22 protein-coding genes are annotated in these 25,624 nt (G+C 70.9%); 12 read left to right on the top strand and 10 right to left on the bottom strand.

What is annotated here, in order from left to right; genetic code table 11:
- Window positions 1–32 precede the first annotated feature (32 nt).
- Window positions 33–1,373 carry a UDP-glucose/GDP-mannose dehydrogenase family protein gene (locus ABIA33_RS20080; RefSeq protein WP_370083622.1) on the top strand — a complete coding sequence of 447 codons (1,341 nt, stop codon included), beginning with the start codon at window positions 33–35 and terminating at the stop codon, window positions 1,371–1,373.
- A 118-nt stretch (window positions 1,374–1,491) separates the two neighbouring features.
- Window positions 1,492–2,208: a polyprenol monophosphomannose synthase gene (locus ABIA33_RS20085; RefSeq protein WP_370083806.1), complete on the top strand. Its 717-nt coding sequence runs from the start codon at window positions 1,492–1,494 to the stop codon at window positions 2,206–2,208.
- Window positions 2,209–2,266: 58 nt separating this feature from the next.
- Here the strand turns inward: ABIA33_RS20085 and ABIA33_RS20090 are convergent, their stop codons facing one another.
- Window positions 2,267–4,501, bottom strand: coding sequence for a (Fe-S)-binding protein (locus ABIA33_RS20090; protein ID WP_370083624.1), 2,235 nt, complete (start codon window positions 4,499–4,501; stop codon window positions 2,267–2,269).
- Between the two features lie 416 nt (window positions 4,502–4,917).
- On the opposite strand from ABIA33_RS20090, the gene dnaK reads away from it, so the two are divergent.
- The 5 genes from dnaK to ABIA33_RS20115 all read left to right on the top strand — a co-directional run bounded on the left by dnaK (window position 4,918) and on the right by ABIA33_RS20115 (window position 10,201).
- Complete coding sequence (dnaK, locus tag ABIA33_RS20095) at window positions 4,918–6,774, top strand: molecular chaperone DnaK (RefSeq protein WP_370083626.1); 1,857 nt, start codon at window positions 4,918–4,920, stop codon at window positions 6,772–6,774.
- Window positions 6,771–7,466 carry a nucleotide exchange factor GrpE gene (grpE, locus tag ABIA33_RS20100; RefSeq protein WP_370083628.1) on the top strand — a complete coding sequence of 232 codons (696 nt, stop codon included), beginning with the start codon at window positions 6,771–6,773 and terminating at the stop codon, window positions 7,464–7,466. The genes dnaK and grpE overlap by 4 nt, the downstream gene beginning before the upstream one ends.
- Window positions 7,467–7,583: 117 nt before the next feature.
- On the top strand, window positions 7,584–8,762 hold the full coding sequence (dnaJ, locus tag ABIA33_RS20105) for a molecular chaperone DnaJ (RefSeq protein ID WP_370083630.1): 1,179 nt from the start codon (window positions 7,584–7,586) through the stop codon (window positions 8,760–8,762).
- 4 nt (window positions 8,763–8,766) lie between these two features.
- Window positions 8,767–9,318 (top strand): heat shock protein transcriptional repressor HspR, encoded by a 552-nt coding sequence (locus ABIA33_RS20110; protein ID WP_370083633.1) that lies wholly within the window; start codon window positions 8,767–8,769, stop codon window positions 9,316–9,318.
- 598 nt (window positions 9,319–9,916) lie between these two features.
- The gene (locus ABIA33_RS20115) at window positions 9,917–10,201 is read left to right on the top strand and encodes a hypothetical protein (protein ID WP_370083635.1); all 285 of its coding nucleotides are present in this window, start codon (window positions 9,917–9,919) and stop codon (window positions 10,199–10,201) included.
- A gap of 30 nt (window positions 10,202–10,231) precedes the next feature.
- Here the strand turns inward: ABIA33_RS20115 and ABIA33_RS20120 are convergent, their stop codons facing one another.
- Window positions 10,232–11,383, bottom strand: a complete 1,152-nt coding sequence (locus ABIA33_RS20120; protein ID WP_370083637.1) for a C4-dicarboxylate ABC transporter — start codon at window positions 11,381–11,383, stop codon at window positions 10,232–10,234.
- A gap of 94 nt (window positions 11,384–11,477) precedes the next feature.
- On the opposite strand from ABIA33_RS20120, the gene ABIA33_RS20125 reads away from it, so the two are divergent.
- Window positions 11,478–12,497: a LysR family transcriptional regulator gene (locus tag ABIA33_RS20125; RefSeq protein ID WP_370083639.1), complete on the top strand. Its 1,020-nt coding sequence runs from the start codon at window positions 11,478–11,480 to the stop codon at window positions 12,495–12,497.
- A 7-nt stretch (window positions 12,498–12,504) separates the two neighbouring features.
- On the opposite strand, the gene dhaM is transcribed toward ABIA33_RS20125, so the two are convergent.
- Window positions 12,505–12,906, bottom strand: a complete 402-nt coding sequence (dhaM, locus tag ABIA33_RS20130) for a dihydroxyacetone kinase phosphoryl donor subunit DhaM (protein ID WP_370083641.1) — start codon at window positions 12,904–12,906, stop codon at window positions 12,505–12,507.
- A gap of 47 nt (window positions 12,907–12,953) precedes the next feature.
- Here dhaM and dhaK point away from each other — a divergent pair, with 47 nt between their 5' ends.
- Together dhaK and dhaL are read left to right on the top strand one after the other, a co-directional pair.
- Window positions 12,954–13,952, top strand: a complete 999-nt coding sequence (gene dhaK, locus ABIA33_RS20135) for a dihydroxyacetone kinase subunit DhaK (RefSeq protein WP_370083643.1) — start codon at window positions 12,954–12,956, stop codon at window positions 13,950–13,952.
- Between the two features lie 13 nt (window positions 13,953–13,965).
- Window positions 13,966–14,601, top strand: a complete 636-nt coding sequence (gene dhaL / locus ABIA33_RS20140; RefSeq protein ID WP_370083807.1) for a dihydroxyacetone kinase subunit DhaL — start codon at window positions 13,966–13,968, stop codon at window positions 14,599–14,601.
- A gap of 65 nt (window positions 14,602–14,666) precedes the next feature.
- On the opposite strand, the gene ABIA33_RS20145 is transcribed toward dhaL, so the two are convergent.
- Window positions 14,667–15,464, bottom strand: coding sequence for a carbon-nitrogen family hydrolase (locus ABIA33_RS20145; RefSeq protein WP_370083645.1), 798 nt, complete (start codon window positions 15,462–15,464; stop codon window positions 14,667–14,669).
- A 262-nt stretch (window positions 15,465–15,726) separates the two neighbouring features.
- Here ABIA33_RS20145 and ABIA33_RS20150 point away from each other — a divergent pair, with 262 nt between their 5' ends.
- Window positions 15,727–16,554 carry a maleylpyruvate isomerase family mycothiol-dependent enzyme gene (locus ABIA33_RS20150; protein WP_370083647.1) on the top strand — a complete coding sequence of 276 codons (828 nt, stop codon included), beginning with the start codon at window positions 15,727–15,729 and terminating at the stop codon, window positions 16,552–16,554.
- A gap of 25 nt (window positions 16,555–16,579) precedes the next feature.
- On the opposite strand, the gene ABIA33_RS20155 is transcribed toward ABIA33_RS20150, so the two are convergent.
- The 6 genes from ABIA33_RS20155 to pdhA all read right to left on the bottom strand — a co-directional run bounded on the left by ABIA33_RS20155 (window position 16,580) and on the right by pdhA (window position 24,207).
- Complete coding sequence (locus tag ABIA33_RS20155) at window positions 16,580–18,040, bottom strand: nitrate/nitrite transporter (RefSeq protein WP_370083650.1); 1,461 nt, start codon at window positions 18,038–18,040, stop codon at window positions 16,580–16,582.
- A 54-nt stretch (window positions 18,041–18,094) separates the two neighbouring features.
- Entirely contained in the window at window positions 18,095–19,138 is a 1,044-nt protein-coding gene (locus tag ABIA33_RS20160; protein ID WP_370083652.1) for a serine protease, read from the bottom strand.
- 143 nt (window positions 19,139–19,281) lie between these two features.
- Window positions 19,282–20,439, bottom strand: a complete 1,158-nt coding sequence (locus ABIA33_RS20165; protein ID WP_370083654.1) for a M64 family metallopeptidase — start codon at window positions 20,437–20,439, stop codon at window positions 19,282–19,284.
- 143 nt (window positions 20,440–20,582) lie between these two features.
- Window positions 20,583–21,980 carry a dihydrolipoamide acetyltransferase family protein gene (locus ABIA33_RS20170; RefSeq protein WP_370083656.1) on the bottom strand — a complete coding sequence of 466 codons (1,398 nt, stop codon included), beginning with the start codon at window positions 21,978–21,980 and terminating at the stop codon, window positions 20,583–20,585.
- A 95-nt stretch (window positions 21,981–22,075) separates the two neighbouring features.
- Window positions 22,076–23,059, bottom strand: a complete 984-nt coding sequence (locus ABIA33_RS20175; protein ID WP_370083658.1) for an alpha-ketoacid dehydrogenase subunit beta — start codon at window positions 23,057–23,059, stop codon at window positions 22,076–22,078.
- The gene (pdhA, locus tag ABIA33_RS20180; protein WP_370083660.1) at window positions 23,059–24,207 is read right to left on the bottom strand and encodes a pyruvate dehydrogenase (acetyl-transferring) E1 component subunit alpha; all 1,149 of its coding nucleotides are present in this window, start codon (window positions 24,205–24,207) and stop codon (window positions 23,059–23,061) included. Before pdhA ends, ABIA33_RS20175 begins: the two co-directional genes overlap by 1 nt.
- Window positions 24,208–24,556: 349 nt before the next feature.
- Here pdhA and ABIA33_RS20185 point away from each other — a divergent pair, with 349 nt between their 5' ends.
- On the top strand, window positions 24,557–25,624 hold the full coding sequence (locus ABIA33_RS20185) for a phosphotransferase enzyme family protein (protein ID WP_370083662.1): 1,068 nt from the start codon (window positions 24,557–24,559) through the stop codon (window positions 25,622–25,624).

Below are 25,624 nucleotides of genomic sequence, written 5' to 3' on the forward strand. Positions count from 1 at the left end.
ATCGCTCCCCCGGCACAATCGAGGTTCCCAGGGTGTCCACGCACTTCCACCCCCTCCGACTCACCGTCATCGGCACCGGCTACCTGGGCGCCACCCACGCCGCCTGTATGGCGGAGCTGGGCCACGAGGTACTCGGCGTCGACGTCGAACCGGACAAGATCTCCGCGCTGCAGGCGGGCCGTCTCCCCTTCTACGAGCCCGGGCTGGCAGAGCTGATCAGCAAGCACGTGGCCAGCGGCCGACTCCGGTTCACCACCTCCTACCAGGAGGCAGCGGAGTTCGGCGAGGTCCACTTCTCCTGCGTGGGCACTCCGCAGAAGAAGGGCGAGTCCGGTGCCGACCTGCGCTACGTCGACGCGGTCATCGACTCCCTCGCCCCGCATCTGACACGCCCCACCGTGGTTGTCGGCAAGTCCACGGTCCCGGTGGGCACCGCCGAGCGCCTGGCCGAGCGCCTGACGGCACTCGCCCCGGTGGGCGCGCAGGCCCAGCTCGCCTGGAACCCCGAGTTCCTGCGCGAGGGCTTCGCGGTGGACGACACCCTGCGGCCCGACCGGCTGGTACTCGGCCTCCAGCAGGAGGGCTCCGCTGCCGAGGTTCTGCTCCGCCAGGTCTATGCACCGTTGTTGGACGCGGACATCCCGCTGGTCATCACCGATTTCTCGACCGCCGAACTGGTGAAGACGGCGGCCAACGCCTTCCTCGCCACCAAGATCTCCTTCATCAACGCGATGGCTGAGGTCTGCGAGGCAACCGGCGCCGACGTCACCCTGCTGTCCAAGTGCCTGTCCTATGACACCCGGATCGGCGGACGTTTCCTCAACGCCGGCGTGGGCTTCGGCGGCGGCTGCCTGCCCAAGGACATCCGCGCGTTCATGGCGCGTGCCGACGAGCTCGGCGTGGACCAGGCCCTGGCCTTCCTCCGCGAGGTCGACTCCATCAACATGCGCCGTCGCGACCGGATGGTCGAGCTCGCCCGTGAACACTGCGACGGCAGCCTTCTCGGCCGCCGGATCGCTGTCTGGGGTGCCGCTTTCAAGCCGGACTCGGACGACATCCGGGACTCTCCCGCTCTCACCATCGCGGCGCGGCTGCAACTCCTCGGCGCCGAGGTGACCGTCTACGACCCCAAGGCGATGGACAATGCCCGCAAGATGTACCCCGGTCTCTCCTATGCCGATGATCCGCTCCAGGCAGCCCGCGGCGCACACCTGATCCTGCACCTCACCGAATGGCAGGAGTTCCGCGACCTGGATCCGGCCGCGGTGCGCAAGGTCGTCGCACGTCCACAGCTCATCGACGGACGCAACGTCCTCGATCGCGATGACTGGAGGGCGGCGGGCTGGACCTGCCGTGCCCTCGGCCGCCCGTAGACCGCACCGTAGGCTGCCGAGCACAGTAGGAGAAGGCATGCAGAACCCCGTTCGGGCACCCCATCAGTCGGCTCTGGAGATCCCCCCGTCCTGGGCCCAACTGCCGCTCACCGTCGTCATGCCGACGTACAACGAGGCGGCGAACCTGCCGCGCGTCGCCGAGCTCGTGATGAGCCTGCCGCTCCAGGGGCTGCATCTGAAGATCGTCGACGACTCGAGTCCGGACGGCACCGGCCGACTGGCCGAGGACCTGGTCGCGACGTACAACTCCGGCGGACAGCGACGTATGAGCGTGCTGCACCGTGCGGGCAAGGACGGGCTCGGGCGCGCGTACGCTGCCGGAATGTCAGCAGCACTCGACGAAGGCGCCGAGTTCGTGGTGCAGATGGACGCCGACGGCAGCCACCCGGCGAGCGTCATCCCGCAGATGCTGGGGACCGCACTCTCGACGGGGGCAGGATTCGTGGTCGGCAGCCGGTACGTGGACGGCGGCTCACTCGACGAGGAGTGGGGCAAGCACCGGCGGGTGCTGTCGCGCTTCGCCAACCGCTATGCCCGTACCCTCCTGGACACCAGGATCCGTGACCTTACCGCGGGGTTCAACCTGTGGCGGGCCCGGACTCTGGAAGACATCGGCCTGGCCACGCTGAACAGCGCGGGCTACAGCTTCCAGGTGGAGTTGAAGTTCCTGGCAGTGCGCCGAGGGCACAACGGCGTGGAGATCCCGATCCGCTTCGAGGAGCGCACCGAAGGCGTCTCGAAAATGGACATGTCGACTCAGATCGAATCCGCGCTGACACCGCTTCGGCTGCGGATGCGCAACCGCCGTCCGTGACCCGGTAGCCCAACACGTCTGCCCTGGTCCGCGAGCACGGGACCAGGGCAGACGGCGGTCAGGAGTTGGCCGGCTCCGGTGCGGGCTCCTCGGCCGGGGCCCCGGGCAGCGCCTTCACCGAGTCGAGCAGCAGCTGGGCCACGTCCACGACCCGCAGGTTCTCCTTGGCAGCGCCCTCGCTCTTCTTGCCGTTGGCCGAGTCGGACAGCATCACCAGGCAGAACGGGCAGGCGGTGGAGATGATGTCGGGGTTCAGCGACAGCGCCTCGTCCACCCGCTCGGTGTTGATGCGCTTGCCGATCCGCTCCTCCATCCACATCCGCGCGCCACCGGCGCCGCAGCAGAAGCCGCGCTCCTTGTGACGGTGCATCTCCTCGTTGCGCAGTCCGGGGACGGCGGAGATGATCTCGCGCGGCGGCGTGTAGACCTTGTTGTGGCGGCCCAGGTAGCAGGGGTCGTGATAGGTGATCAGACCCTCGACCGGGTTGACCGGCACGAGCTTGCCCTCGTCGATCAGGTGTTGCAGCAGCTGGGTGTGGTGGATGACCTCGAAGCGGCCGCCCAGCTGCGGGTACTCGTTGGCGAGGGTGTTGAAGCAGTGCGGGCAGGTCGCCACGATCCGCTTCGCCGGAGCGTCCTCCAGCGCCGTGTTGAGGGTCTCCACGTTCTGCGCGCCGAGCATCTGGAACAGGAACTCGTTGCCCAGGCGGCGGGGGGAGTCACCGGTGCAGGTCTCCTCCTTGCCGAGGATCGCGAACTTCACGCCCGCGGTGTGCAGCAGCTCGGCGAAGGCCTTGGTGGTCTTCTTGGCCCGGTCCTCCAGGGCGCCGGCGCAGCCGACCCAGTAGAGGTACTCGACCTCGGTCGGGTCGATGTCCTCGCCGATGACGGGGACCTCGATGCCGGTCTCCTTCTTCAGCTCCTTCACCCAGTCCAGGCGGGCCTTGGTGGCCATGCCCCACGGGTTGCCCTTGTTCTCCAGGTTCTTGAGCATGGTCCCGGCCTCGGTCGGGAACGAGGACTCGATCATCACCTGGTAGCGGCGCATGTCGACGATGTGGTCGATGTGCTCGATGTCCACCGGGCACTGCTCGACACAGGCGCCGCAGGTGGTGCAGGACCACAGCACGTCGGGGTCGATGACCCCGTTCTCCTCGGCGGTGCCGATGAGCGGGCGCTCGGCCTCGGCCAGCGCCGCCGCCGGGACGTTCGCCAGCTGCTCGGCGGTGGCGATCTCGTTGCCCTCGGCGTCCTTGCCGCCACCCGCGAGCAGGTACGGGGCCTTGGCGTAGGCGTGCTCCCGCAGATTCATGATCAGGAGCTTGGGGGAGAGCGGCTTGCCGGTGTTCCAGGCGGGGCACTGCGACTGGCAGCGACCGCACTCGGTGCAGGTGGAGAAGTCCAGCAGGCCCTTCCAGGAGAACTGCTCGACCTGGGAGACGCCGAAGACGGCGTCGTCGGCCGGGTCCTCGAAGTCGATGGGCGTACCGCCCGAGGTCATCGGGCGCAGCTCGCCGAGGGCGACGTCGCCGTCCTCCTCGCGCTTGAAGTAGATGTTGAAGAAGGCGAGGAAGCGGTGCCAGGCCACACCCATCGAGGGGTTGAGGCCGATGGTGGTCGCCCAGCTGAAGGAGATCGTGATCTTCAGCATCGCGAAGAGGTAGATCAGGGTGTGCAGGGTGCCGACCGAGGTCCCGGAGAACGCCTTCACCAGCGGGTAGGTGATGAAGTAGCTGGCCTCGTAGTGGTTGACGCCCTCGAGCGCCCCCTCCAGGCCGCGCAGCACCAGGATGCAGATGCCGATGCCGAGGATGACGTACTCGACGAAGAACGCCTGCCAGGCGATGGAGCCGGCGAAGCGGCTCTTGCGTCCGGCCCGCCCCGGCAGCGACAGCAGGCGGATCACGATGAGCGTGAGGATGCCCAGCGTGGTGAGCGTGCCGACAAGCTCCTCGAAGACCAGGTAGGGGGCCCAGTGCCCGATCACCGGCAGCGCGTAGTTCGCGTCGAAGAGCTGCCCGAAGGCCGTCACCAGAGTGAGGATCAGGGTGAAGAAGCCGACAGCGACAAACCAGTGCGCGACGCCGACGACGCCCCAGGTGATCATCCGGGTGTGGCCGAGGAACTCCTTGGCCACCGTTTTGACGCGCTGCACCGGATTCCCGGTACGGGTCCCGGCCGGCACGTCCGCGCCGAGCTTCACGAAGGTGTAAATGTAGAGGGCGGCGCGCGCGGCCAGCGCGGTACCGACCAGTGTCGTGACCAGTGAGATCACGATCGCGGCTAGCTGCATCGGCGCTGCTCCCTTTCCTGGGTCTGCTGGCGTGGTTCCTGGTGGCCGTTCAGGGCCGGTGGCGACGTGGACCACGACGTAGCATACCGGCCAGTAACATTCGCTACCGCGTGAGCAATCTCCCACTGCTCACCTGCGGCGCCCCATTCTCCCCGTAGTGCGGACGCTCCGCACGCACCCCCCCTGGCGCTCGCGAGTTCAGCGCAGCGCGCGGCGGCGCGCTCTCGGCTGAGGTATCTGTGACGGCGGTCGCCCGGGGCGAGCCGGATCATAGGGCCGGAGCTGCCGGGATCGGCACCCCCTTAGGTAGGGGCTATATAAAGTTGAGCCTCACTCGCTCAGCTCTGTTGACCAATCAGGATCCATGAGGCACGCTTGAGCCTGTTCAGCTCAACTTCCCTCTGGAGGGTTCCACGATGGCTCGTGCGGTCGGAATCGACCTCGGTACGACGAACTCTGTCGTCAGCGTCCTCGAAGGCGGTGAGCCCACCGTCATCACCAACGCAGAGGGCGCCCGGACCACACCGTCCGTCGTCGCCTTCGCCAAGAACGGCGAGGTCCTCGTAGGCGAGGTGGCCAAGCGCCAGGCGGTCACCAACGTCGACCGGACCATCAGGTCCGTGAAGCGTCACATGGGCACCGACTGGAAGGTGAACATCGACGGCAAGGACTTCACGCCGCAGCAGATGAGCGCCTTCATCCTGCAGAAGCTGAAGCGCGACGCCGAGGCGTACCTGGGCGAGAAGGTCGCGGACGCGGTCATCACCGTCCCGGCGTACTTCAACGACTCGGAGCGCCAGGCCACCAAGGAGGCCGGTGAGATCGCGGGCCTCAACGTCCTGCGTATCGTCAACGAGCCGACCGCCGCCGCGCTGGCCTACGGCCTGGACAAGGACGACCAGACCATCCTCGTCTTTGACCTCGGCGGTGGCACCTTCGACGTGTCGCTGCTGGAGATCGGCGACGGCGTGGTCGAGGTCAAGGCCACCAACGGTGACAACCACCTCGGTGGCGACGACTGGGACCAGCGGGTCATGGACCACCTGGTGAAGCAGTTCCAGAACGGCCACGGCGTCGACCTGTCCAAGGACAAGATGGCGCTGCAGCGTCTGCGCGAGGCGGCCGAGAAGGCGAAGATCGAGCTCTCGTCCTCGACCGAGACCACGATCAACCTGCCCTACATCACGGCCTCCGCCGAGGGCCCGCTGCACCTGGACGAGAAGCTCTCCCGCTCGCAGTTCCAGCAGCTCACCGCGGACCTCCTGGACCGTTGCAAGACCCCGTTCCACAACGTCATCAAGGACGCCGGCATCGCGCTGTCCGAGATCGACCACGTGGTCCTGGTCGGCGGTTCCACCCGGATGCCCGCCGTCGCCGAGCTCGTCCGCGAGCTGACCGGCGGCAAGGAGCCCAACAAGGGCGTCAACCCGGACGAGGTCGTCGCCATCGGCGCGACCCTCCAGGCCGGCGTGCTCAAGGGTGAGGTCAAGGACGTCCTGCTGCTCGACGTCACCCCGCTGTCCCTCGGTATCGAGACCAAGGGCGGCATCATGACCAAGCTGATCGAGCGCAACACGACCATCCCGACCAAGCGCTCCGAGATCTTCACCACGGCCGAGGACAACCAGCCGTCGGTGCAGATCCAGGTCTACCAGGGCGAGCGCGAGATCGCGGCGTACAACAAGAAGCTCGGCATGTTCGAGCTGACCGGCCTGCCGCCGGCCCCCCGTGGCCTGCCGCAGATCGAGGTCACCTTCGACATCGACGCCAACGGCATCATGCACGTCTCCGCCAAGGACCTCGGCACCGGCAAGGAGCAGCGCATGGCCGTCACCGGCGGCTCCGCCCTCCCCAAGGAGGACATCGCGCGGATGATGCGCGAGGCCGAGGAGTTCGCGGACGACGACCACCGCCGTCGCGAGGCCGCGGAGACCCGCAACACCGCCGAGCAGCTCGTCTACACGACCGAGAAGTTCGTCAAGGACAACGAGGACAAGGTCCCCGGCGAGGTCAAGGATGAGGTCGCGGCCGCCGTCGCCGAGCTCAAGGAGAAGCTGAAGGGCGAGGACAGCGCCGCGATCCGCGAGGCCACCGAGAAGCTCTCGGCCACCTCGCAGAAGCTCGGCCAGGCCCTGTACGCGCAGGCCGGCGAGGGCGCGGCCGCGGCCGGCGGCCCGAGCGACGCCCCGCACGACGCGCCCGGCGCTGCCGAGGACGACGTGGTCGACGCCGAGATCGTCGACGACGAGAAGCGCGAGGGCGGTGCGAAGTGACGGATGAGACGCAGGGCTTCACCGAGGAGCCCGGCGCCGACTCCGCCGCGAACGGAGACGGGAACGGGGCCGCCGGTAAGGCGGCCCCCGCCCCGGGCCCGGAGGCGAAGGGCGCCGGCGGTGCCGAGGAGCTGATCGAGGCCCGCAAGGCGCTCGCCGAGCGCACCGCGGATCTGCAGCGGCTCCAGGCCGAGTACCAGAACTACCGCAAGCGGGTCGAGCGGGATCGGGTGACGGTGCGTGAGATCGCCGTCGCGGCGCTGCTGGAGAACCTGCTGCCGGTGCTGGACGACATCGGCCGGGCGCGCGATCACGACGAACTGACGGGCGGTTTCAAGTCCGTCGGCGAGTCGCTGGAGACCGTGGCCTCGAAGCTGGGGCTGCAGCAGTTCGGGAAGCAGGGCGAGCCCTTCGACCCGCAGCTGCACGAGGCGCTGATGCACAGCTATTCGGCAGACGTCGACGAGACCACGTGCGTGCAGATCCTGCAGCCCGGGTACAAGATCGGCGAGCGGATCATCCGTCCGGCCCGGGTCGCCGTGGCGGAGCCGGAGCCGGGTGCCGCGACGGACGCCGAGGTGTCGACGGCTCGGGACGCCAAGGCGTCCGGTGCCGCGGGCGACAAGGCTGCGACCGGATCGAACGGCTCGACCGACAAGGGCGCCAAGGGCGACGGTGACGGCGAGGACTGACCCGATGGCCGTTGTGGGACCGTACGCCGGTGACTCCGGGGTGCGGTCCCACGCTCCCATCACGATGATCAAAAGGCCTGACCGGTTCAGGCAGAGCGCGGGAAGGAGGCTAGTCCGTTGAGCAGCAAGGACTTCGTGGAGAAGGACTACTACAAGGTCCTCGGTGTACCCAAGGACGCCTCCAACGCGGAGATCAAGAAGGCCTACCGCAAGCTGGCCCGGGAGTTCCACCCGGACGCCAACAAGGGCGACCATGCCGCCGAGGAGCGCTTCAAGGAGATCTCCGAGGCCAATGACGTGCTCTCCGACCCCAAGCGGCGCAAGGAGTACGACGAGGCGCGGGCGCTCTTCGCCAACGGCGGGTTCCGTACCGGCGGAGGCGGCACCGGCGGCTTCGGCTTCGACTTCGGCGACCTGTTCGGCGGCAGCCAGCCGAGTGGCCAGGGCGGCACCTTCGGCGGCGGCGGAGGCGGCGGCATCGGCGATGTCTTCGGCGGGATCTTCAACCGGGGCGGCACCCGTACGGCGCAGCCGAGGCGCGGCGCCGACGTCGAGTCCGACGTCACCCTGAGCTTCATCGAGGCCGTGGAGGGCACCACCGTCCCGCTGCGGATGACCAGTCAGGCGGCCTGCAAGACCTGTGCCGGCACCGGCGCCAAGGCCGGGACCACCCCGCGGGTCTGCCCGACCTGTGTGGGCACCGGTCACGTCCAGCGTGGGCAGGGCAACTTCGCCCTGTCGGACCCCTGCCGGGACTGCAAGGGCCGCGGCCTGATCGTGGACGACCCCTGCGAGGTCTGCCACGGCAGCGGCCGGGCGACCTCGGCCCGCACCATGCAGGTGCGGATTCCGGCCGGAGTCGCGGACAGCCAGCGGATCCGGCTCAAGGCGAAGGGCGCCCAGGGCGAACGCGGCGGACAGCCGGGCGACCTGTACGTCACCGTGCACGTCCAGGAGCACCCGGTGTTCGGTCGCAAGGGCGACAACCTGACCGTGACCGTTCCGGTGACCTTCCCGGAGGCCGCACTCGGCGGCACCATCCGGGTGCCCACCCTGGGTGGTCCCCCGGTCACCCTGAAGATCCCCGCCGGTACCGCCAACGGCCGTACCATGCGGGCACGCGGCAAGGGTGCTGTTCGCAAGGACGGCACGCGTGGCGACCTGCTGGTGACCGTGGAGATCGCCGTGCCGCCGGAGACCGAGGGCGAGGCGCTGGCGGCGCTGGAGAAGTACCGCGAGGCGACGACCGCGGAGAACCCGCGGGCGGCTCTGTTCAAGGCGGCTGAGGAGGCGTGAGGTGATGGACGGCAACGGAACCGGTTCGCCCGGTCAGATCCCCGGTGGTGCGGGCCCGATCGGAGTGGGGCTCGGCACCGGACTGCCCGGCGGGCTGCCCGGCGGTCGCGGCGCACGCGGCGGTCCGGCCGGGTACCAGCTGACCGAGTACACCCCGGTGTACGTCATCTCGGTCGCTGCTCAGCTGAGCGGGCTGCACCCGCAGACGCTGCGGCAGTACGACCGGCTGGGCCTGGTCTGTCCCGACCGTACGGCCGGGCGCGGTCGGCGCTATTCGGCTCGGGACATCCAGCAGTTGCGCGAGGTGCAGCGGCTGTCCCAGGAGGACGGCATCAACCTGGCCGGCATCAAGCGGATCATCGAGCTGGAGAACCAGGTGACCGCGCTGCAGACGCGGGTGGCCGAGCTCCAGGGCGAGGTGGCGAACGCGGGTGTGGCGGCGACCCAGCGGGAGGCGGCGGTGCACGCCTCGTACCGGCGGGACCTGGTGCCCTATCAGCAGGTGCAGCAGAGCAGCGCGCTGGTGGTGTGGCGCCCGAGGCGGCGCGGGGAGTAGCCGCTGCGGCGGTGCGCGGAGGTGATGGCTGAGGGGCCGTGTCCGGGGAGGCACGGCCCCTCAGCCATTCAGTACCCGGGCCGTCGAGGAGAATCGGCCAGGGGGTCGGCGGTCAGGGGGCGGGCGTGGAGTGCACTGACAGGCTGTTGGAGTTACTGGCCCAGACACTGTCGGCGGATGCTGCCCCAGCCCCTACCAGCAGGGCCGCACCCGCGATGCAGATCGCCACGAGAGCAGTACGAACTGTGCGTAGTGCGGTGAACATGCGACCACTTCCTTCCGCGCGAGGAACACATCACTCGATGAGAACCCGAAAGTCATTTTCTGTCTGGCACTGAGTGACCATCCCCCGGCAGTCACCCACCACAATGGGGTACAGATCAGCCCTGCTTCAGTGTTCGATGATGGCAACAAGTGGTCGGACGCTAAGTGGCCAGAGAAGATTTCGGGGTAACTGTGGGCAAATCACAGCAGGCTGAGCTGCAGCTGCCGCCTGAGCTGAGCGAGGCCACAGTGGCCGTCTACCTGCAGGCTCTGCACGACGGCGAGTTCCGGTGGGAGGCTGCCGCAGGCGCCACCGGTCTGACCGGCGAAGCGCATGCAGTCCGCCGACCTCGCCTTCGCGTACATAGGCTCGCCGCTCTCGGCGGGTGTGGGCATGGAGCTGGGCTGGGCCACCGCGTTGCGCAAGCCCGTGGTCCTGCTCGTGGACGAGACCGTGGCGCACAGTCCGATGATCTCGACCCTCGAAGAGGTCTCCCCCGTACTGCCGATCCACTTCGATGCGGGCTGGACCGCGCAGGCCCTGCGGCATGCCGTGGTCACCGCGCTGGACTGGGCGGACACCTCGGTCATCTACCCGGAGTCCGCGGAGTCCGCCTGATCCCGGCGGCCCCGCAGGCCCAACTCGGTCTCACCTCGCGATCAGCGCACCGCTCGCCAGTCCCCGAAGGGTCCTCGCGCCCACAACCGCCCACGCAGTGACGAGCAGCGCGAACAGCGCCACCGCGAGCACGGCGAACAGGTCGAGTCCGGTCATCCTGGCCAGTCCGGCCGCGCCGGTGACGCAGGTGCCCACCGGGAAGGTGTACGCCCACCAGGTCATCCCGAACGGCATCCCCTCGCGAAGCGCCCTGAGCGTCACCGATCCGGCTACGCCGAGCCACAGCATCGCGAACCCGAACACGGCCACCCCGTAGACCAGCGCGAACCCGCGCAGCGCGGGCGCGACACGGGCGAACTGGGTGACGGCCGTCACCGACTGCCCGAGCGGGCCCAGGACCAGGAACAGTGTCGGGACGAGCAGCAGCGGCAGGGGCTGCTCGTGCACCAGGCGGCTCCAGATCCCGGGCAGCAGGACCAGCACCGCCAGCAGGCTCGCCCCGAACAGCGCCACGCAGACGGCCAGCATCGTGCCCTGCGCCTGCCCGGCGGGAAGATGCGGGATCAGCGCCGGGCCCAGCGCCGCCGACACCATTGGTGCGACCACGGGCAGCAGCCAGGTCGGGGCGCTGCCGCCCCGCTCGACCCGGTAGCGCGCGATCAGCAGGTACAGCACACGCATCGCGACGCCGATCCCGTACAGGGTCCCGGCCGTCCACAGTCCGGCGTCGAGCAGCACTCCCGCAGTGGAACCGACCCCTGCCCCGGCGCCCGCGCCCGCTCCCGTCCCCACTCCCGCTAGGGCAGCGATCAGCGGCGCGCCGGCACCCAGTGCCCCGGCGCCGACGGCGAGCATCGCCATCGGCGGACAGCCGAGGAAGACGGCGGTCGCCGGGTCGTCCAGGGCCCTGATCCGGTCCGGCAGCCGGCGCGCGGTGAGTCTGGTGGCCGCGAGGGCGACCAGCAGCAGCAGCGACAGCGCCCACACCGCTGCCGCCAGGTCGGTCAGCTCCCGGCTCTGCACCGCCTGCGGCAGGGCGTGCGCGCCGTTGGCGACGATGGCCGTGCCCATGACCGCCGCGTACCAGTTGGGGCCAAACCGTCCTGCGGCGCCGGGGATGCGGGGTGCGCGAGGGGACACGACGGCGGTTCGGGCCAGTCGGGCGGGTGTGGTGGCGGTCATACCCCCACAGTCGCCGCCGAGGTCCGCCGCCGGTAGCGGCAACAGTCCTATGAGCCCATAAGCGAACTCTATGGCGAGGCTCTAACCTGGACTGATGACCCGCCCCGGCCCCACCCCCGGCCCCACCCCCGGCCCTGCTCGCGACCCCAGCTCCGGTCCCAGCCCCGCCTCCGGACCCGTACCGCCGTCCCGTGCACCGCTCTCCCACCGCGTGCCGGACCTGGGCGCGCTGGAACTGCTGCTCGCGGTCATCCGCCTCGGCAGCCTCGGCCGCGCCGCCGCCGAGCTCGGGGTCACCCAGCCCGCCGCGTCCGCGCGGATCGCCGGCATGGAGCGGCAGATAGGGGTTCCGCTGCTGGAGCGCTCGCCGCGCGGCTCGCGCCCCACCGAAGCGGGCTCGCTGGTCGCCGAGTGGGCCGGTCCGGTGTTCGCCGCCGCCCAGGCCCTGGACGCGGGCATCTCGGCGCTGCGCGAGCGGCGGGACGCCAGGCTGCGGGTGTCGGCGAGTCTCACCGTGGCCGAGTACCTGATGCCGCGCTGGCTGATGGCCCTGCACGCGTCCCTGCCCGGCACAGCGGTCACCCTGCGGGCGGCCAACTCGGCCGACGTGGCGGCGCAGGTACTCGCCGGCGAGGCGGACCTCGGATTCGTCGAGGGGCTGCGCATCCCGGCCGGACTGGACGAGGTGCAGATCGCCGCGGACCGGCTGCTGCTGGTCGTCGGCCTGGACCACCCCTGGGCCCGGCGCAGGGTGCCCGTCGGTGGTGCGGAGCTGGCGGCGACCGCGCTGGTGCTGCGCGAGCAGGGCTCGGGCACCAGGGAGGTGCTCGACCGGGCGCTCGCCCCGTACGGGGGGACGGCCACCCCGCTGCTGGTACTGGCCTCGACGACGGCGCTCAAGGCCGCTGCGGTGAGCGGCGCGGGGCCGGTGGTGCTCAGCGAGCTCGCCGTCGCCGACGAACTGGCGCGCGGCCGCCTGGTCGCCGTCCCGCTCGCCGACCTGGACCTCAGCCGCCCGCTCCGCGCGGTCTGGCCCACCGGCACCCGCCCGGCCGGCCCCGCCCGCGACCTGCTCTCGCTGACCCGGAGCCGGAGCTCGCCGGCTGCGCCATGACTCCCCGTCAGAACTTGGCGACGGTACGGGCCTCGCGGGCGGAGCCCGCCACCGCCGCGAGGTCGGCGCCGGTCGAGGCGGTGACGGCGGCAGCCACCGCGCCCTCCACGAACGGCGCGTCAACGAGCACGACGTCCTCGCGCCCCACGTCCTCCAGCACCGCACGGGCCGTCAGGACGGAGCTGCCGAGGTCGGGCAGAATCAGCACGCCCGCGCCGCAATCGGCCTCCGCGACGGCCGCCACGACCAGGTCGTAGCTGGTGCCGAGGCCGCCGTCCTCGGTGCCGCCGGCGACCGCGACCGGGACCAGTCCGCCGCCCAGTTGGTCCAGCAGAGTGCGCAGCCCCGCCGCCAGCTCAGCGCTGTGCGACACGAGTACGATGCCCACAGATCCACCAGGTCCGCTCATGCTCGCCAAGGCTAGTGCCACCCCCGGCCACCCCGAGGAGCCTCCGCATGAAGAAGCTGATCAACGACCCGGACCAGGTCGTGTCCGACGCCCTGGCGGGGATCGCCGCCGCGCACCCCCGACTGAGCGTCGACCCGAAGAACCGGGTGATCACCCGCGCGGCGCAGACCCGGATCGGCAAGGTCGCCCTGGTGTCGGGCGGTGGCTCGGGACACGAGCCGCTGCACGGCGGCTTCGTGGGCCTGGGAATGCTGGATGCCGCCTGCCCCGGCGAGGTGTTCACCTCACCCGTCCCCGGCCAGATGCTGACGGCGGCGCAGTCCGTCGACGGCGGCGCGGGAGTGGTGTTCGTGGTCAAGAACTACACCGGCGACGTCCTCAACTTCGGGATGGCAGCGGAGCTGGCTCAGGACGAGGGCATCGCGGTGGAGACCGTCCTGGTGGACGACGACGTCGCGGTGCGGGACTCCACCTGGACCGCCGGACGGCGCGGAACCGGGGCGACCCTGTTCGTGGAGAAGATCGCCGGTGCCGCCGCCGAACGGGGCGCGAGCCTCGCCGAGGTGGCGGCGATCGGGCGGCGGGTCAACGCTGCGTCGCGCTCCTTCGCGGTCGCGCTGACCTCGTGCACGACCCCGGCCGCCGGGCGTCCCGGCTTCGACCTGCCGGAGGACGAGATCGAGGTGGGCGTCGGCATCCACGGCGAGCCGGGCCGCAGCCGCGAGAAGATCCGCCCCGCGAAGGAGATCGTCGCGGACGCGATGGCGGCGATCCTCGACGACCAGCCGCTGTCCGAGGGTGAGGAGGTCCTCGTCCTGGTCAACGGTCTGGGCGCGACCCCGCTGCTGGAGCTCTACATCGTCTTCGGCGAGGTGTCCTCGATCCTCGGAGCCCGGGGCGTGCGGATCGCCCGCAGCCTGGTCGGCGACTACGTGACCAGCCTCGACATGGCCGGAGTGTCGATCACCCTGTGCCGGGTGAACCCGGAACTGCTCGCGCTGTGGGACGCACCCGTGGACACCCCCGCTCTGCGCTGGGGGGTCTGAGCCGATGCCGGAGGTGCTGGAAGCGGCCGCCGCCCGGGACTGGATGCTGGAGTCCGCGGCCTCGGTGGCCCGCGAACGCGGGCGGTTGACCGAGCTGGACGCCGCCATCGGCGACGGCGACCACGGGACCAACCTGCAACGGGGCTTCACCGCGGTCGTGGCCGCACTCGGCGGCTTCGACCCGCCGACGCCCGGAGCGGTGCTGGTGAAGGCCGGGACGACGCTGATCTCCAGCGTCGGCGGCGCGTCCGGCCCGCTGTACGGGAGCGCGCTTCGCGCCGTGGGCAAGGCCCTGGACCTGCCTGCGGCGGACGGGAAGCAACTGCTCGCCGCGCTGGCTGCGGGGCGCGACGCGCTCCAGCGCCTGGGTGGGGCGGTGGCCGGGGACAAGACGATGGTGGACGTGTGGATCCCCGCCGTCGCCGAGTTCGACTTCGCCCTCGCAGGCGGAGCGAGCCTGCCGGGGGCGGCCGCGTCCGCGGCCGGGGCGGCGGGACGCGGCGCCGAGGACACCGTCCCGCTGCAGGCCCGCAAGGGCCGGGCCTCCTACCTCGGCCCGCGCAGCATCGGCCACCAGGATCCGGGGGCGACCTCGTCCGCGCTGCTGTTCCGGGCGCTGGCCGTCGTTCTCGGACGCGAGCCGGGGTAGCGGCGCCCGGGTGCCAGGCCCCGGGTGCCAGGCCTCGTTCCAGGCCCCGGACAGCAAGCCTCGGCTCAGCGCTGCTGCGGGGCCTGAATGCCCATCAGCCGGTCCCGCAGCACCGGGAAGTCCGCGCGGGCCCTGGCCACCGCGCCGGGGTCGAGGTCCACGGTGAGGACCTCCTCGCCCGTTCCCGCCTCGGCGAGCACCACGCCCCACGGATCCACGACCAGGCTGTGTCCCGCCTGTTCGACCCCGCCGTGCGTCCCCGCCGTGTTGCAGGCCAGGACGAAAGCCTGCTCCTCGACCGCACGGGCGCGGGCGAAGAGGGTCCAGTGGTCCCGTCGGCGCGCGGGCCAGGCGGCGGGGACGACGAAGATCTCCGTGCCGGCGTCGAGCAGTCCCCGGAACAGCTCGGGGAACCGCAGGTCGTAGCAGGTGGCCAGGCCGAGAGTGGCGAAGTCGGTGGCGGCGACCACGAGTTCGGTACCCGCACCCATGGCGACGGCCTCGCCCTGGTCAAAGCCGAAGCGGTGCATCTTGCGGTAGGTGTGGGTGAGCTCGCCGGAGGGGGAGAACAGCAGCGAGGTGTTGAACATCGGCCCGTCGGGGTCGCGTTCGACGATCGAACCCGCATGCAGCCACACCCCGGCGTCCCGGGCGGCGGCGGACATGGCCTCGGCGGTCGGCCCGTCCAGGGTCTCCGCGCCCGGCGACCACGCTTCGTAGGCGAAGCCCCCGAGCGCCCACAGCTCCGGCAGCACCACCAGGTCAGAACCGTGTTGGGCACGCACCAGGTCCGCGGCGCGCACCCGCCGGGCCTCCGCGGACTCCCCCGGGTCGACGTCGAGTTGGATGAGCGAGGCGCGCACGGTACCACCCTCCCTGGCAAGGGCCTTACGATCTCTACGATCAACACGTGAAAGCGCTGACCCGGTGACACGGGTGAGCGTAACGTGCCAATAGCGCATTCGCCGGTCCGGCCAGCTCCGAGGAGCGGGCGGCGGCGCCTGCGCGACGCGGGACAGGCCCCAGGACGGACAGAGACTCATCCAGACACACCGAGACTGACCCGCAAAGGGGCCATCCAATCAATCACACCGCCCGCCCGACCGTGGCCGAGGGGTCGAGAACGTGACCGACACGCAGATAGTCCAGGGGTTTGCCGACGCCTGGACCCAGTCCATCGAGGCCGTCTCCGAGCTGGTGGCCCCACTCACCGAGGGCGAGTGGAACCGCCCCACGGAGTGCCCGGGTTGGTCCGTGCGAGACGTCGTCTCGCACGTCATAGCCATGGAACTGGAGCTGCTGGGCGATCCGCGCCCGATCCACACGCTCCCGCGCGATCTGCGGCATGTCGTGGACGAGTTCACCCGCTACTGCGAGGTCCCGGTCGACAAGCGGCGCTGCCACACCGCTCCGGAGATGACCGGGGAGCTGGAGTACACGATCATCCGGCGTTCGCGGTCGCTGCGCGAGAGCCGGTACGAGCCCATGGACGAAGTGCGCTGGCCGATGGGTCCGTACTCCCGCGACGTGCCGTACCACCAGCTGCTGCGCACCCGCGTGTTCGACGTGTGGACCCATGAGCAGGACCTGCGCCGGGCGCTGCGCACGCCGGGCGACTTGGACTCGCCCTCGGCGGTGGTCACCCGCGACTACCTGATCGAGATGCTGCCGAAGGCCGTGGCCAAGCTGGCCGGGGCGCCGGCCGGCTCGACCGTGGTCTTCGACGTCCACGGACCGCTGGAGTTCATGCGGACGGTGCGCGTGGACGAGAACGGGCACGGCAGCGTCGACGAGCAGGTGCCGCTGGCCCCGGCGGTGCGGCTGACCACCGACTGGGAGACCTACGCCCGGCTGGCGTGCGGGCGCGTCCCGGTGGCGACGGCGAACGTCAAGGTCGAGGGCGACGAGGCCCTGGCCCGGCGGATACTGGAGAACTTCTCCGTCACGCCGTGACTCCCTCACCGCACGCGGTGACCCCTCACCGGCCGACGCGGCGCAGTTCCGCCTCGCGGCGGGCTGCCTGCGGGCGCAGCCGCAGGACCTGGGCGAGCCCCAGCGCCATCGGCAGGTAGAGCATGCAGAAGGCGAACCGGAAGGCGTGCGGGGTGTAGTCGGCCCCGCCGCCGGGCGTCAGCAGGTCCAGGACCAGCCCGATGCCGAACAGGGCGAGCACCGCCGCGACAAAGCCACCCATGTTGACGATGCCCGAGGCCGTGCCGATCCGCTCCGGCGGGTTGACCGGCCGGGCGTAGTCGAGGCCGACCAGCGACGCCGGCCCGTTGCTGCCCATGGCCACGGTCAGCACGATCAGCAGCCACATCGGGACGTGCGACCCGGGCCAGCCGAGGACCACCGCCCACAGCGCGCCGGTCCCCAGCACCACGGTGAACACCAGCGGCGTACGGACGCCCGGGCGGCGCGACACCAGCTGGCCAAACAGCATCGCGAAGCCCATGCCGCTGACGATCACCAGGCTGAGCAGGGAGCCGGCCACAGCGCGGGAGAGCCCCTGGCCCTCCATCAGGAACGGCATACCCCAGAGCAGCAGGAAGGTCGCGGCGGGGAATGCCGTGGTGAAGTGCACCCAGAGCCCGAGCCTGGTGCCGGGCTCCCGCCAGGCCGCAGCGATCTGGGCACGCAGCGGCGGCCGAGGCGCGGGCGCCGTGGGCGCGGCGGGCGCCGTGGGCGCGGCGAGTGCGGTGGCGGTTGCGGTGGCGAGCGCGGACGCGAGCGGGTCGGGCGGCGTGCCGACGGCGGCCTCGCGACGGAAGAGCGGCGCTCGCGGGGGGCTGTCAGGGGTGTCCCGCAGGAACACCAGCACCAGGGCGAGGACGGCTACGCCGAGCAGCGCCGTGGTGGCGAAGGTGGGCGTCCAGCCGGCGCTGTGCAGCACCTGGGACAGCACCAAGGTGCTGACGAGGTTGCCGAGCGTGCCGACCAGTCCGGTGAGCTGCGCGATGAAGGGGTTGCGCCGGGCCGGGAACCAGCGTGCGCCGAGCCGCAGCACGCTGACGAAGGTCATCGCGTCCCCGCAGCCGAGGACGGCGCGGGAGACCAGCGCGGGAGTGAACCCGGTGGAGAAGGCGAATCCGAGCTGCCCTGCCGTGAGCAGCAGCAGGCCGGCGCTGAGCACCTGGCGCGGGCCGAGGCGGTCGACGAGCAGGCCGACGGGTATCTGCATCCCGGCGTAGACCAGCACCTGCAGGATCGAGAAGGTGGAGAGCGCGGACGCGCCGATCCCGAAGCGGGCGGCGGCGTCGATTCCGGCGACACCCAGGCTGGTGCGGTGGACCACGGCCAGGACGTAGACCGTGACGCCGATGCCCCAGGCGAACCACGCGCCGCGCCCCCCGAGTGCGTCACCGCGCCGGGCGTCGGCGTCGGCGGGCACGGGGCGGGCACGTGGAGAGGCCACTGGCACGGCAGGATCGGCAGGCATGATGCTGCCATCCTATGGTGGGATGAATTCGCCTCGGTCGGCGGGCGGGCCCTCTCAGTGCGAGAGCGCGTAGTTGTAGAGGAAGAAGATCTTGCCGTCGAAGATGGGGCTGTAGCTGGTCCAGGAGTTCGGGCCGCCCTCGTCGAGGCCGCCGATCAGGCCGATGACACTACCCGTGTTCGTCCGGCTGTCGAGGTTGATCAGCCACGGGCTGCCCGAGGTCCCGCCGTAGTAGCCGTAGCAGAGAAACGACATCTGGCTGTAGCCGGGAACCTTGCTGGTGTGGTTCCAGCAGGTGATCGCCTTGTCCGCCGGAGCCGAGCTGACCTTGGGGTAGCCGGTGACGCCGACCCAGTTGTAGTAACTGGGGGTCCTGGTCAGGGTGTTGCCACCGGTGACGTTCTCCAGTTGGCGACCCTTGGCGTCCTTGGCGACCTTCGCGAACGCGTAGTCGTAGTTGATACCCGAGCCCGAGTTCGAGTAGTGGCCGTCCACGTAGACCTTCTGCACCCGCCAGATGCCGTACGGCTGGGTGCTCGCACCCGAGCGGTAGGCCGGCACGTAGGCCATGTTGCTGCTGGGGCGGCAGTGCGCCGCCATCATGATCAGGTTCTTGCCCGCGCTCCTGACCACGGAGGCGGTGCAGTAGTGGGTCCTCATGTCCTGACCGGCGTAGAAGATGATGCCGATGGAGGGCCGGCCGTTGTAGTACGAGCCGGCGATCGAGGAGTCGGCGGTCGCGACGTGCGGCGCCCTCGCGGTGCTTCCCGAGAACTTGGCATTGCCCCCGGCGGTCGTCGCGTCCTCGGGGGTCGCCGAGGCCATCCGCTCCGGCGTCCAGAACTGCTGCACGCTCGTGCTGTTCGCGCCCGAGGCCGTCGGCATGGAGACCACCCGGGGTGACACCGCGCCGGGTGCGCTCGGCGCGGGCGGAGGTGTGGACCTGGCTGCGGACACGGCCGAGGCCGTGCCCCCGGCTCCGATCAAGGCCGCAGGGGTGCCGGAAGCGAGGGCGGAGGGAGCGAAGGTGACCGCCAAGGTGCCCGCCACACCGACCCCGGCCACGGCAGACCAGATCGCGATTCGTCTTGAGCGCACGTCCCCACCCCACGATGTCCACAAGCCGAAACCGAAGCCCCCGCCGTCATATGATCCATTGAATCTAGCAGTGAGCACACGAAGCTCACGCCCGTCTCCGCGCACCGACCGCACCGGAGCAGTAACGATGCGGTCACGGCGGGTCAACCGTGCAGACTCCAACTCACCGTGCTGGTCATCCTGGCGGCGCGAAACGACTCGTCCCTGAGCCAGGGCGTGGTGTCCCTGACGGTCGCACAGACGAGAGTCCACTGACCGGGCGTCAGCTCCAGCCGTGCTGTGTCGAGGCTGTCCTCGCCGACCGCGGCGGCGGGCGCCGGGCGTCCGTCGACCTGCCAGGTCACCTCGATCCGGCGGGGGCCCACCAGCTGCACCGGCCGGACCCGCAGCATCGGACGCCCGTCCGCGGTGCCCGGCGCCGGATCGACCCGGTCGACCGGCCCCACCTGACGGTAGATCGACTCGATGATCGCCTCGCGTGACGGCAGGTTGTAGACGCCACCGAGGGTCCTCATGATCGAGTCCCGGGTCGGCCGGTAGAGGCCGTTCGCACTGAGGTAGGCACCGACCGCGCCGCCGCTCGGGTCGGTCGCGCCGAGCCAGCGCCACCACTTCTGCCGCTGTTCCCGCATGGTCGCCTCGTCGGCGGAGCCGAGGTTGGGGTACCCGGGTGCGTGCTCCGCGGGGGCGCCCGGCGCAGAGTCGTACTCGTCGCCCAGCCCGCCGACCGTGTGGCCCATCTCGTGCTGGAGGATCCGGGCCGCGTCCGGAGATCCCGCAGCCAGGGTCGTCGTCGCATCGCCGCCCTCGCCGCCGTAGGCGCTGGAGTTCGCGAGCGCGATCAGGTACTGCGGGCCGCCCGAACCGCCCGCCCGGCGACTCACAGCGTCGGCGTCGGCGCAGAGCAGTCGGGCGATGCCCTCGCAGCCGAAGTGCATGCCCAGGGGCGAGCCGGCGCGCAGGCCCGAGCGTGCGGAGACCACGTCCACCCGCCGTACGTCGAACAGGTGTTGGTAGGTGCGGAACGGCTCGACCGCCGTCAGCGCCTGCCAGACGGTCGCGGCCTCGGTCCGGTAGCGGGGGAGTTCGGCGGCGGTGTAGCCGTCGCCGAGGAGGACCAGGGTGATCCGCTTCGCCGGGTCGCCGTTGTCGACGAGCAGCACTCCCTCGGAGGCTCGCGCGGCGGCGTGCACGGTCGCCTGCTGCGGTGGTGCCAGCGCCAGACCGAGTGCCGCGAGGCACGCCGCCAGCACGGTCGCGAGCAGCCTGCGGCGCGCGGGGACGCGGGCCGTCGGTCGCATGGGCGTACTCCTCCGCCGTTGGACATCACAGTCCGCGAAGGAGTACCCAGCGCGCCGTCATGACCATCCGTCACCCGGCGCGGCTTCACCCGTACGTGGCCGGTGGGGCCGGTGGCGGATGCCCGCCACCGGCCCCCGACCGGTCAGCCCCAGCTGATGAGGCGCTTGGGCTGCTCCAGGATCGCCGCCGTGTCGGCGAGGACCTTGGAGCCCAGCTCCCCGTCCACCATGCGGTGATCAAAGGACAGCGCCAGGGTGGTCACCAGGCGCGGTACGACCCGGCCCTTGTGGACCCAGGGCAGCTCCCTGACCTGGCCGAAGGCGAGGATCGCCGCTTCGCCCGGGTTGAGGATCGGGGTCCCCGAGTCGACGCCGAAGACGCCGACGTTGGTGATGGTGACCGTGCCGCCCTGCATGTCCGCCGGCGAGGTCTTCCCCTCACGGGCGGTGCCGATCAGTGAGGTCAGCGCATCCCCGAGCTCGGCGAGCGACTTGGCGCCCGCGTCCTTGATGTTGGGGACGAGCAGACCGCGCGGGGTGGCGGCGGCGATGCCGAGGTTGACCCGGCGCTTGACCACGATCTCCTGTCCGGCCTCGTCCCAGCTGGCGTTGACCTCCGGGTGCCGGTGGATCGCGGTCAGCAGGGCCTTGGCGACCAGCAGCAGCGGGCTGACCCGGACGCCTGCCCCGAGCTCGCCGGTCTCCTTGAGCCTGCGCACCAGCTTCATCGTGCGGGTGACGTCGACCTGCACCCACTCGGTGACGTGCGGGGCGGTGAAGGCGGAAGCCACCATGGCCTGCGCGGTCGCCTTGCGCACGCCCCGGACGGGGACGCGCAGGTCGCCGTCCGAGACGGTCACCGGCTCGGCGGGCGCGACGGCCGGAGCGGCCGGAGCGACGGCAGGGGCGGCGGCCGGAGCGGCGGTGCGGGCGTGCACGTCCTCGCGGGTGATGGTCCCGTTCGGGCCGGTGGGCGTGACCGTGTGGAGGTCGATGCCCAGGTCCTTGGCGAGCTTTCGGACCGGAGGCTTCGCCAGCGGACGCGCCAGCTCGGCGACCGGCGCGGCGGCCACGGGAGCGGCGGCCACGGGAGCCGGCGGTGCTGCCGCCAGCGGTGCGGCCACCGGCGCGGCGGCGGTCGGCGGCGTCAGCGCCACCTTGCGCGCGCGGCGCTTGGCTGCGCCCGTGCGCGGCCCGTACCCCACCAGCACCTCGCGGCGCTCGGGCTCGGGCTCGGACACCGCGGCGGCCTCGGCATCCGGCTCCGCCCCGGCCGGGGCCGACCCCGTGACGGCCACGCTGATGATCACCTGTCCGACATCGACGGTGACGCCCTCGGTGAAGAACAGCTCCCGGACCACCCCGTCGAAGGGGATCGGCAGCTCCACCGCCGCCTTGGCGGTCTCCACCTCGCAGACGACCTGCCCGTCCGTGACGGTGTCGCCCGGCTGGACGTACCACTTGAGGATCTCGGCCTCGGTGAGTCCCTCGCCCACGTCGGGCATCTTGAACTGGCGAACTGACTCAACTGCAGTGCTCATGCGTGCCCCTCGCTTCGCTCGCGGCGGCCTTCGCCCGGGGCGCACCTTCTTTTGATTCCCTCGCTACGCTCGCTCATGACGTCTCCTTCAACCCCTCAGAAGGCCATAGCGCGGTCGACAGCGTCGAGCACCCGGTCCAGGTCGGGCAGGAAGGTGTCCTCCACCCGCGACGGCGGGTAGGGCGCGAAGTAGCCGCCGACGCGCAGCACCGGCGCCTCCAGCGAGTAGAAGCAGCGCTCGGTGATCCGTGCCGCGAGCTCCGCTCCCATGCCCAGGAACACCGGCGCCTCGTGCACCACCACGGCCCGCCCGGTGCGCCTGACCGACTCCGCCAGGGTGTCGAAGTCGACCGGAGAGAGCGAGCGCAGGTCCACGACCTCCAGGTTAAGGCCGTCCTCCGCCGCCGCGGCGGCGGCCTCCAGGCAGACCTTCACCATCGGGCCGTAGGCGATCAGCGTCAGGTCCCGCCCGGGGCGGGCGACCCGCGCCTCGTGCAGAGGCATCTCGGGGGCGCCGGTCGGGTCCAGCACAGCCTTGTCCCAGTAGCGCCGCTTGGGCTCCAGGAAGATCACCGGGTCGTCCGAGGCGATGGACTGGCGCAGCATCCAGTGCGCGTCCACCGGGTTGGACGGGGAGACGACCTTGAGCCCGGCGGTGTGCGCGAAGTACGCCTCGTGGGACTCGCTGTGGTGCTCCACCGCGCCGATGCCGCCCGCGTAGGGGATGCGGATGGTGACCGGGAGCTTGATGTTGCCCAGGGCGCGGGCGTGCATCTTGGCGAGCTGGGTGACGATCTGGTCGAACGCCGGGTACACGAAACCGTCGAACTGGATCTCGACGACCGGCCGGTACCCGCGCAGGGCCAGGCCGATCGCGGTGCCGACGATGCCGGACTCGGCCAGCGGGGTGTCGATGACCCGCTCGTCGCCGAAGTCCTTGTGCAGGCCGTCGGTGACCCGGAAGACGCCGCCCAGGCGGCCCACGTCCTCGCCCATGACCAGGGTCTTGGGGTTCTCGTCCATGGAGCGGCGCAGCGCCTCGTTGAGCGCCTTGACCATGGTGAACTGCTCGGCTGCCATCAGTTCTCGTCCCCTTCTGCCTCTGCGAACGACGCCGCATAGGCCAGATACCCCGCGCGTTCCTCGTCCACCAGGGCGTGGCCCTCGGCGTACACGTTCTCGAAGATCGACGACGGATCGGGGTCCGGCATGGTCCGTACGCCCTCGCGGACGCGGCGGGCCAGCTGCTCGCTCTCCGCCTCGACGGCGTCAAGGAACTCGGTGTCCGCCCAGCCCTCGCGCACCAGGTACGCCTTGAGCCGCTCGATGGGGTCCTTGAGCTTCCAGGACTCCAGCTCCTCCGCGATGCGGTAGCGGCTGGGGTCGTCGGAGGTGGTGTGCGCGCCCATCCGGTAGGTGAAGGCCTCGATCAGCATCGGGCCCTCGCCGTTGCGGGCCCGGTCCAGAGCCGCGCGGGTGACCGCGAGGCAGGCCAGCACGTCGTTGCCGTCCACCCGGACGCCGGGGAAGCCGAAGCCGGAGGCGCGCCGGTACAGCGGCACCCTGGTCTGCTTCTCGGTCGGCTCGGAGATCGCCCACTGGTTGTTCTGGCAGAAGAACACGACCGGGGCGTTGTACACGGAGGCGAAGGTGAATGCCTCGGCCACGTCGCCCTGGCTGGAGGCGCCGTCCCCGAAGTACGCGATCACCGCGTCGTCGCTGCCGTCCTTGGTGATACCCATCGCGTAGCCGGTGGCGTGCAGCGTCTGCGAGCCGATGACGATGGTGTAGAGGTGGAAGTTCTTCTCGTTGGGGTCCCAGCCGCCGTGGTTCACGCCGCGGAACATGCCCAGCAGGTTGAGCGGGTCCACGCCCTTGCACCAGGCGACGCCGTGCTCGCGGTAGGTGGGGAAGGCGTAGTCGCCGGGGCGCATCGCGCGGCCCGAGCCGACCTGGGCGGCCTCCTGGCCGAGCAACGACGCCCACAGGCCCAGCTCGCCCTGGCGCTGCAGCGAGGTGGCCTCACCGTCGAAACGACGGACCAGCACCAGGTCACGGTAGATGGAGCGCAGCTCCTCCGGAGTGGTCTCCAGTGAGTAGCTGGGGTGTTCGACTCGTTCCCCCTCGGGGGTGAGCAGCTGCACCAGCTCCGGTGGGCCCGTCTCTACAGGGCTACCGTGGTCGCCGGGGGCAGCTGTAAGTGCCCCCGTCGTGCTGTCGACGGTCACGTTCACTCCTCGGTCTCTCCGGCCTCCGGGGTTTCCGGCAACCGGTCCGGTCGCCGTCTCCGTTCACTGCGCGGGGTATGCGCGGGGTGCGGGACCGGCGGTAGGTGTGCCCTGATCCTGCAGGAGAACGTTACAGAGCGGAAGGGCTTACCGCTTCTGTCGTAGGACGTCCACGTACCCCATTCCATCGTAAATATGGACACAACCAGGCATTACGCCGCGCATTCGGGCGGTTCGCGGCAGCGAAATCGACATTGGCGCGGGCATGACTAATCGCGACTGGGATGCCCGCGGTGGAGGCTGATCAGACTGCACCTGTCCCAGCAGTAACAGCAGTAACATCAGTTTCGTGACGCGGGGTCAGACGCACTCTCAGACACCCTCGGGGCTGCTCGACAGGGTGCACGGCATCCCGGCCACGGGCGTGCTGCGCCGCTACGACCTCCCCGACCCCGTCGACGCGCAGACGCTGCACCGGGTCGAGCAAGGCCTGCTCAACCGGGGGCTGCGGGTCAGCGGCCCGCACGGCACCTACTTCCTCAAGCAGTACCTGGACGACGCCGGCCACGCCACAGGATCCGCCATCGCCGCCCAGCACCGGGCCATAGCCGCCCTGCGCGACCGCGGCCTGCCGACGGCGCCGCCGCTGGCCGCCCGCGACGGGCGCACGTTCGTCCTGCTGCGCGGGCGCCGCTACGCCCTCTTCCCGTGGATCAAGGGCGAGCACCGAACCGGACGTTCGCTGGACCACGAGCAGTGCGCCGCACTCGGCACGCTGCTGGGTCGCGTCCACACCGCCCTCGCCGAGATCCAGCCGCCCGTCTCCCAACCCGCCGCCGTGCCCAGCGCCGACCCGGCCGACACCGAGCGCACCATCAGCGAACTGCTGGACCGGGCCCGTCGCCGCCTCCCGCAGGAGCCCTTCGACGCCCTGGCCAGAGAGCGCCTGCGGCAGCGCCGCGAACTGCTGGCCGCCCACGGGCACCGCCGTCCTCAGCCGGAGGCCGCCCCGCCGACGGGATGGGTGCACGGCGACTTCCACCCGCTGAACCTGCTGTACCGGGATCGGACCCCGGTGGCCGTCCTCGACTGGGACCGGCTCGGACTCCGGCCCCGGACCGAGGAGGCGGTGCGCGCCGCGACTCTCTTCTTCCACCATGCCGAGACCGGCGTGCTCGACCTGCCCAGGCTGCGGCAGTACGCGCGCGCCTACCGCGACGCGTCGGGGAGCAGCGCGGAGCAGGTCGCCGCCGGCGTGCACCGGGTGTGGTGGGAACGGCTCAACGACTTCTGGATGCTGCGCTGGCGCTACCAGCGCCGGGACGTGCGGGCGGACCCGCTGTTCCCGGCGGCGGCGGCGCAGCTGGTGTGGTGGTGCGAGGAGTACGAGCAGGTGCTGGACGCCTACGTGAACTGA

Origin of the sequence: Streptacidiphilus sp. MAP12-16 (assembly GCF_041262165.1) — a bacterium.
Lineage (GTDB): Bacteria > Actinomycetota > Actinomycetes > Streptomycetales > Streptomycetaceae > Streptacidiphilus.

Bases quoted from the DNA above. Each gene is read 5' to 3' on its own strand.
- ABIA33_RS20120 (WP_370083637.1), bottom strand. From the start codon at position 11,383: ATGACCGCCACCACACCCGCCCGACTGGCCCGAACCGCCGTCGTGTCC.
- ABIA33_RS20175 (WP_370083658.1), bottom strand. From the start codon at position 23,059: ATGGCAGCCGAGCAGTTCACCATGGTCAAGGCGCTCAACGAGGCGCTG.
- ABIA33_RS20155 (WP_370083650.1), bottom strand. From the start codon at position 18,040: ATGCCTGCCGATCCTGCCGTGCCAGTGGCCTCTCCACGTGCCCGCCCC.
- dnaK (WP_370083626.1), top strand. From the start codon at position 4,918: ATGGCTCGTGCGGTCGGAATCGACCTCGGTACGACGAACTCTGTCGTC.
- ABIA33_RS20165 (WP_370083654.1), bottom strand. From the start codon at position 20,439: ATGCGACCGACGGCCCGCGTCCCCGCGCGCCGCAGGCTGCTCGCGACC.
- ABIA33_RS20090 (WP_370083624.1), bottom strand. From the start codon at position 4,501: ATGCAGCTAGCCGCGATCGTGATCTCACTGGTCACGACACTGGTCGGT.
- dhaM (WP_370083641.1), bottom strand. From the start codon at position 12,906: ATGAGCGGACCTGGTGGATCTGTGGGCATCGTACTCGTGTCGCACAGC.
- ABIA33_RS20115 (WP_370083635.1), top strand. From the start codon at position 9,917: ATGCAGTCCGCCGACCTCGCCTTCGCGTACATAGGCTCGCCGCTCTCG.
- ABIA33_RS20170 (WP_370083656.1), bottom strand. From the start codon at position 21,980: ATGAGCACTGCAGTTGAGTCAGTTCGCCAGTTCAAGATGCCCGACGTG.
- ABIA33_RS20085 (WP_370083806.1), top strand. From the start codon at position 1,492: ATGCCGACGTACAACGAGGCGGCGAACCTGCCGCGCGTCGCCGAGCTC.
- ABIA33_RS20125 (WP_370083639.1), top strand. From the start codon at position 11,478: ATGACCCGCCCCGGCCCCACCCCCGGCCCCACCCCCGGCCCTGCTCGC.
- ABIA33_RS20110 (WP_370083633.1), top strand. From the start codon at position 8,767: ATGGACGGCAACGGAACCGGTTCGCCCGGTCAGATCCCCGGTGGTGCG.
- dhaK (WP_370083643.1), top strand. From the start codon at position 12,954: ATGAAGAAGCTGATCAACGACCCGGACCAGGTCGTGTCCGACGCCCTG.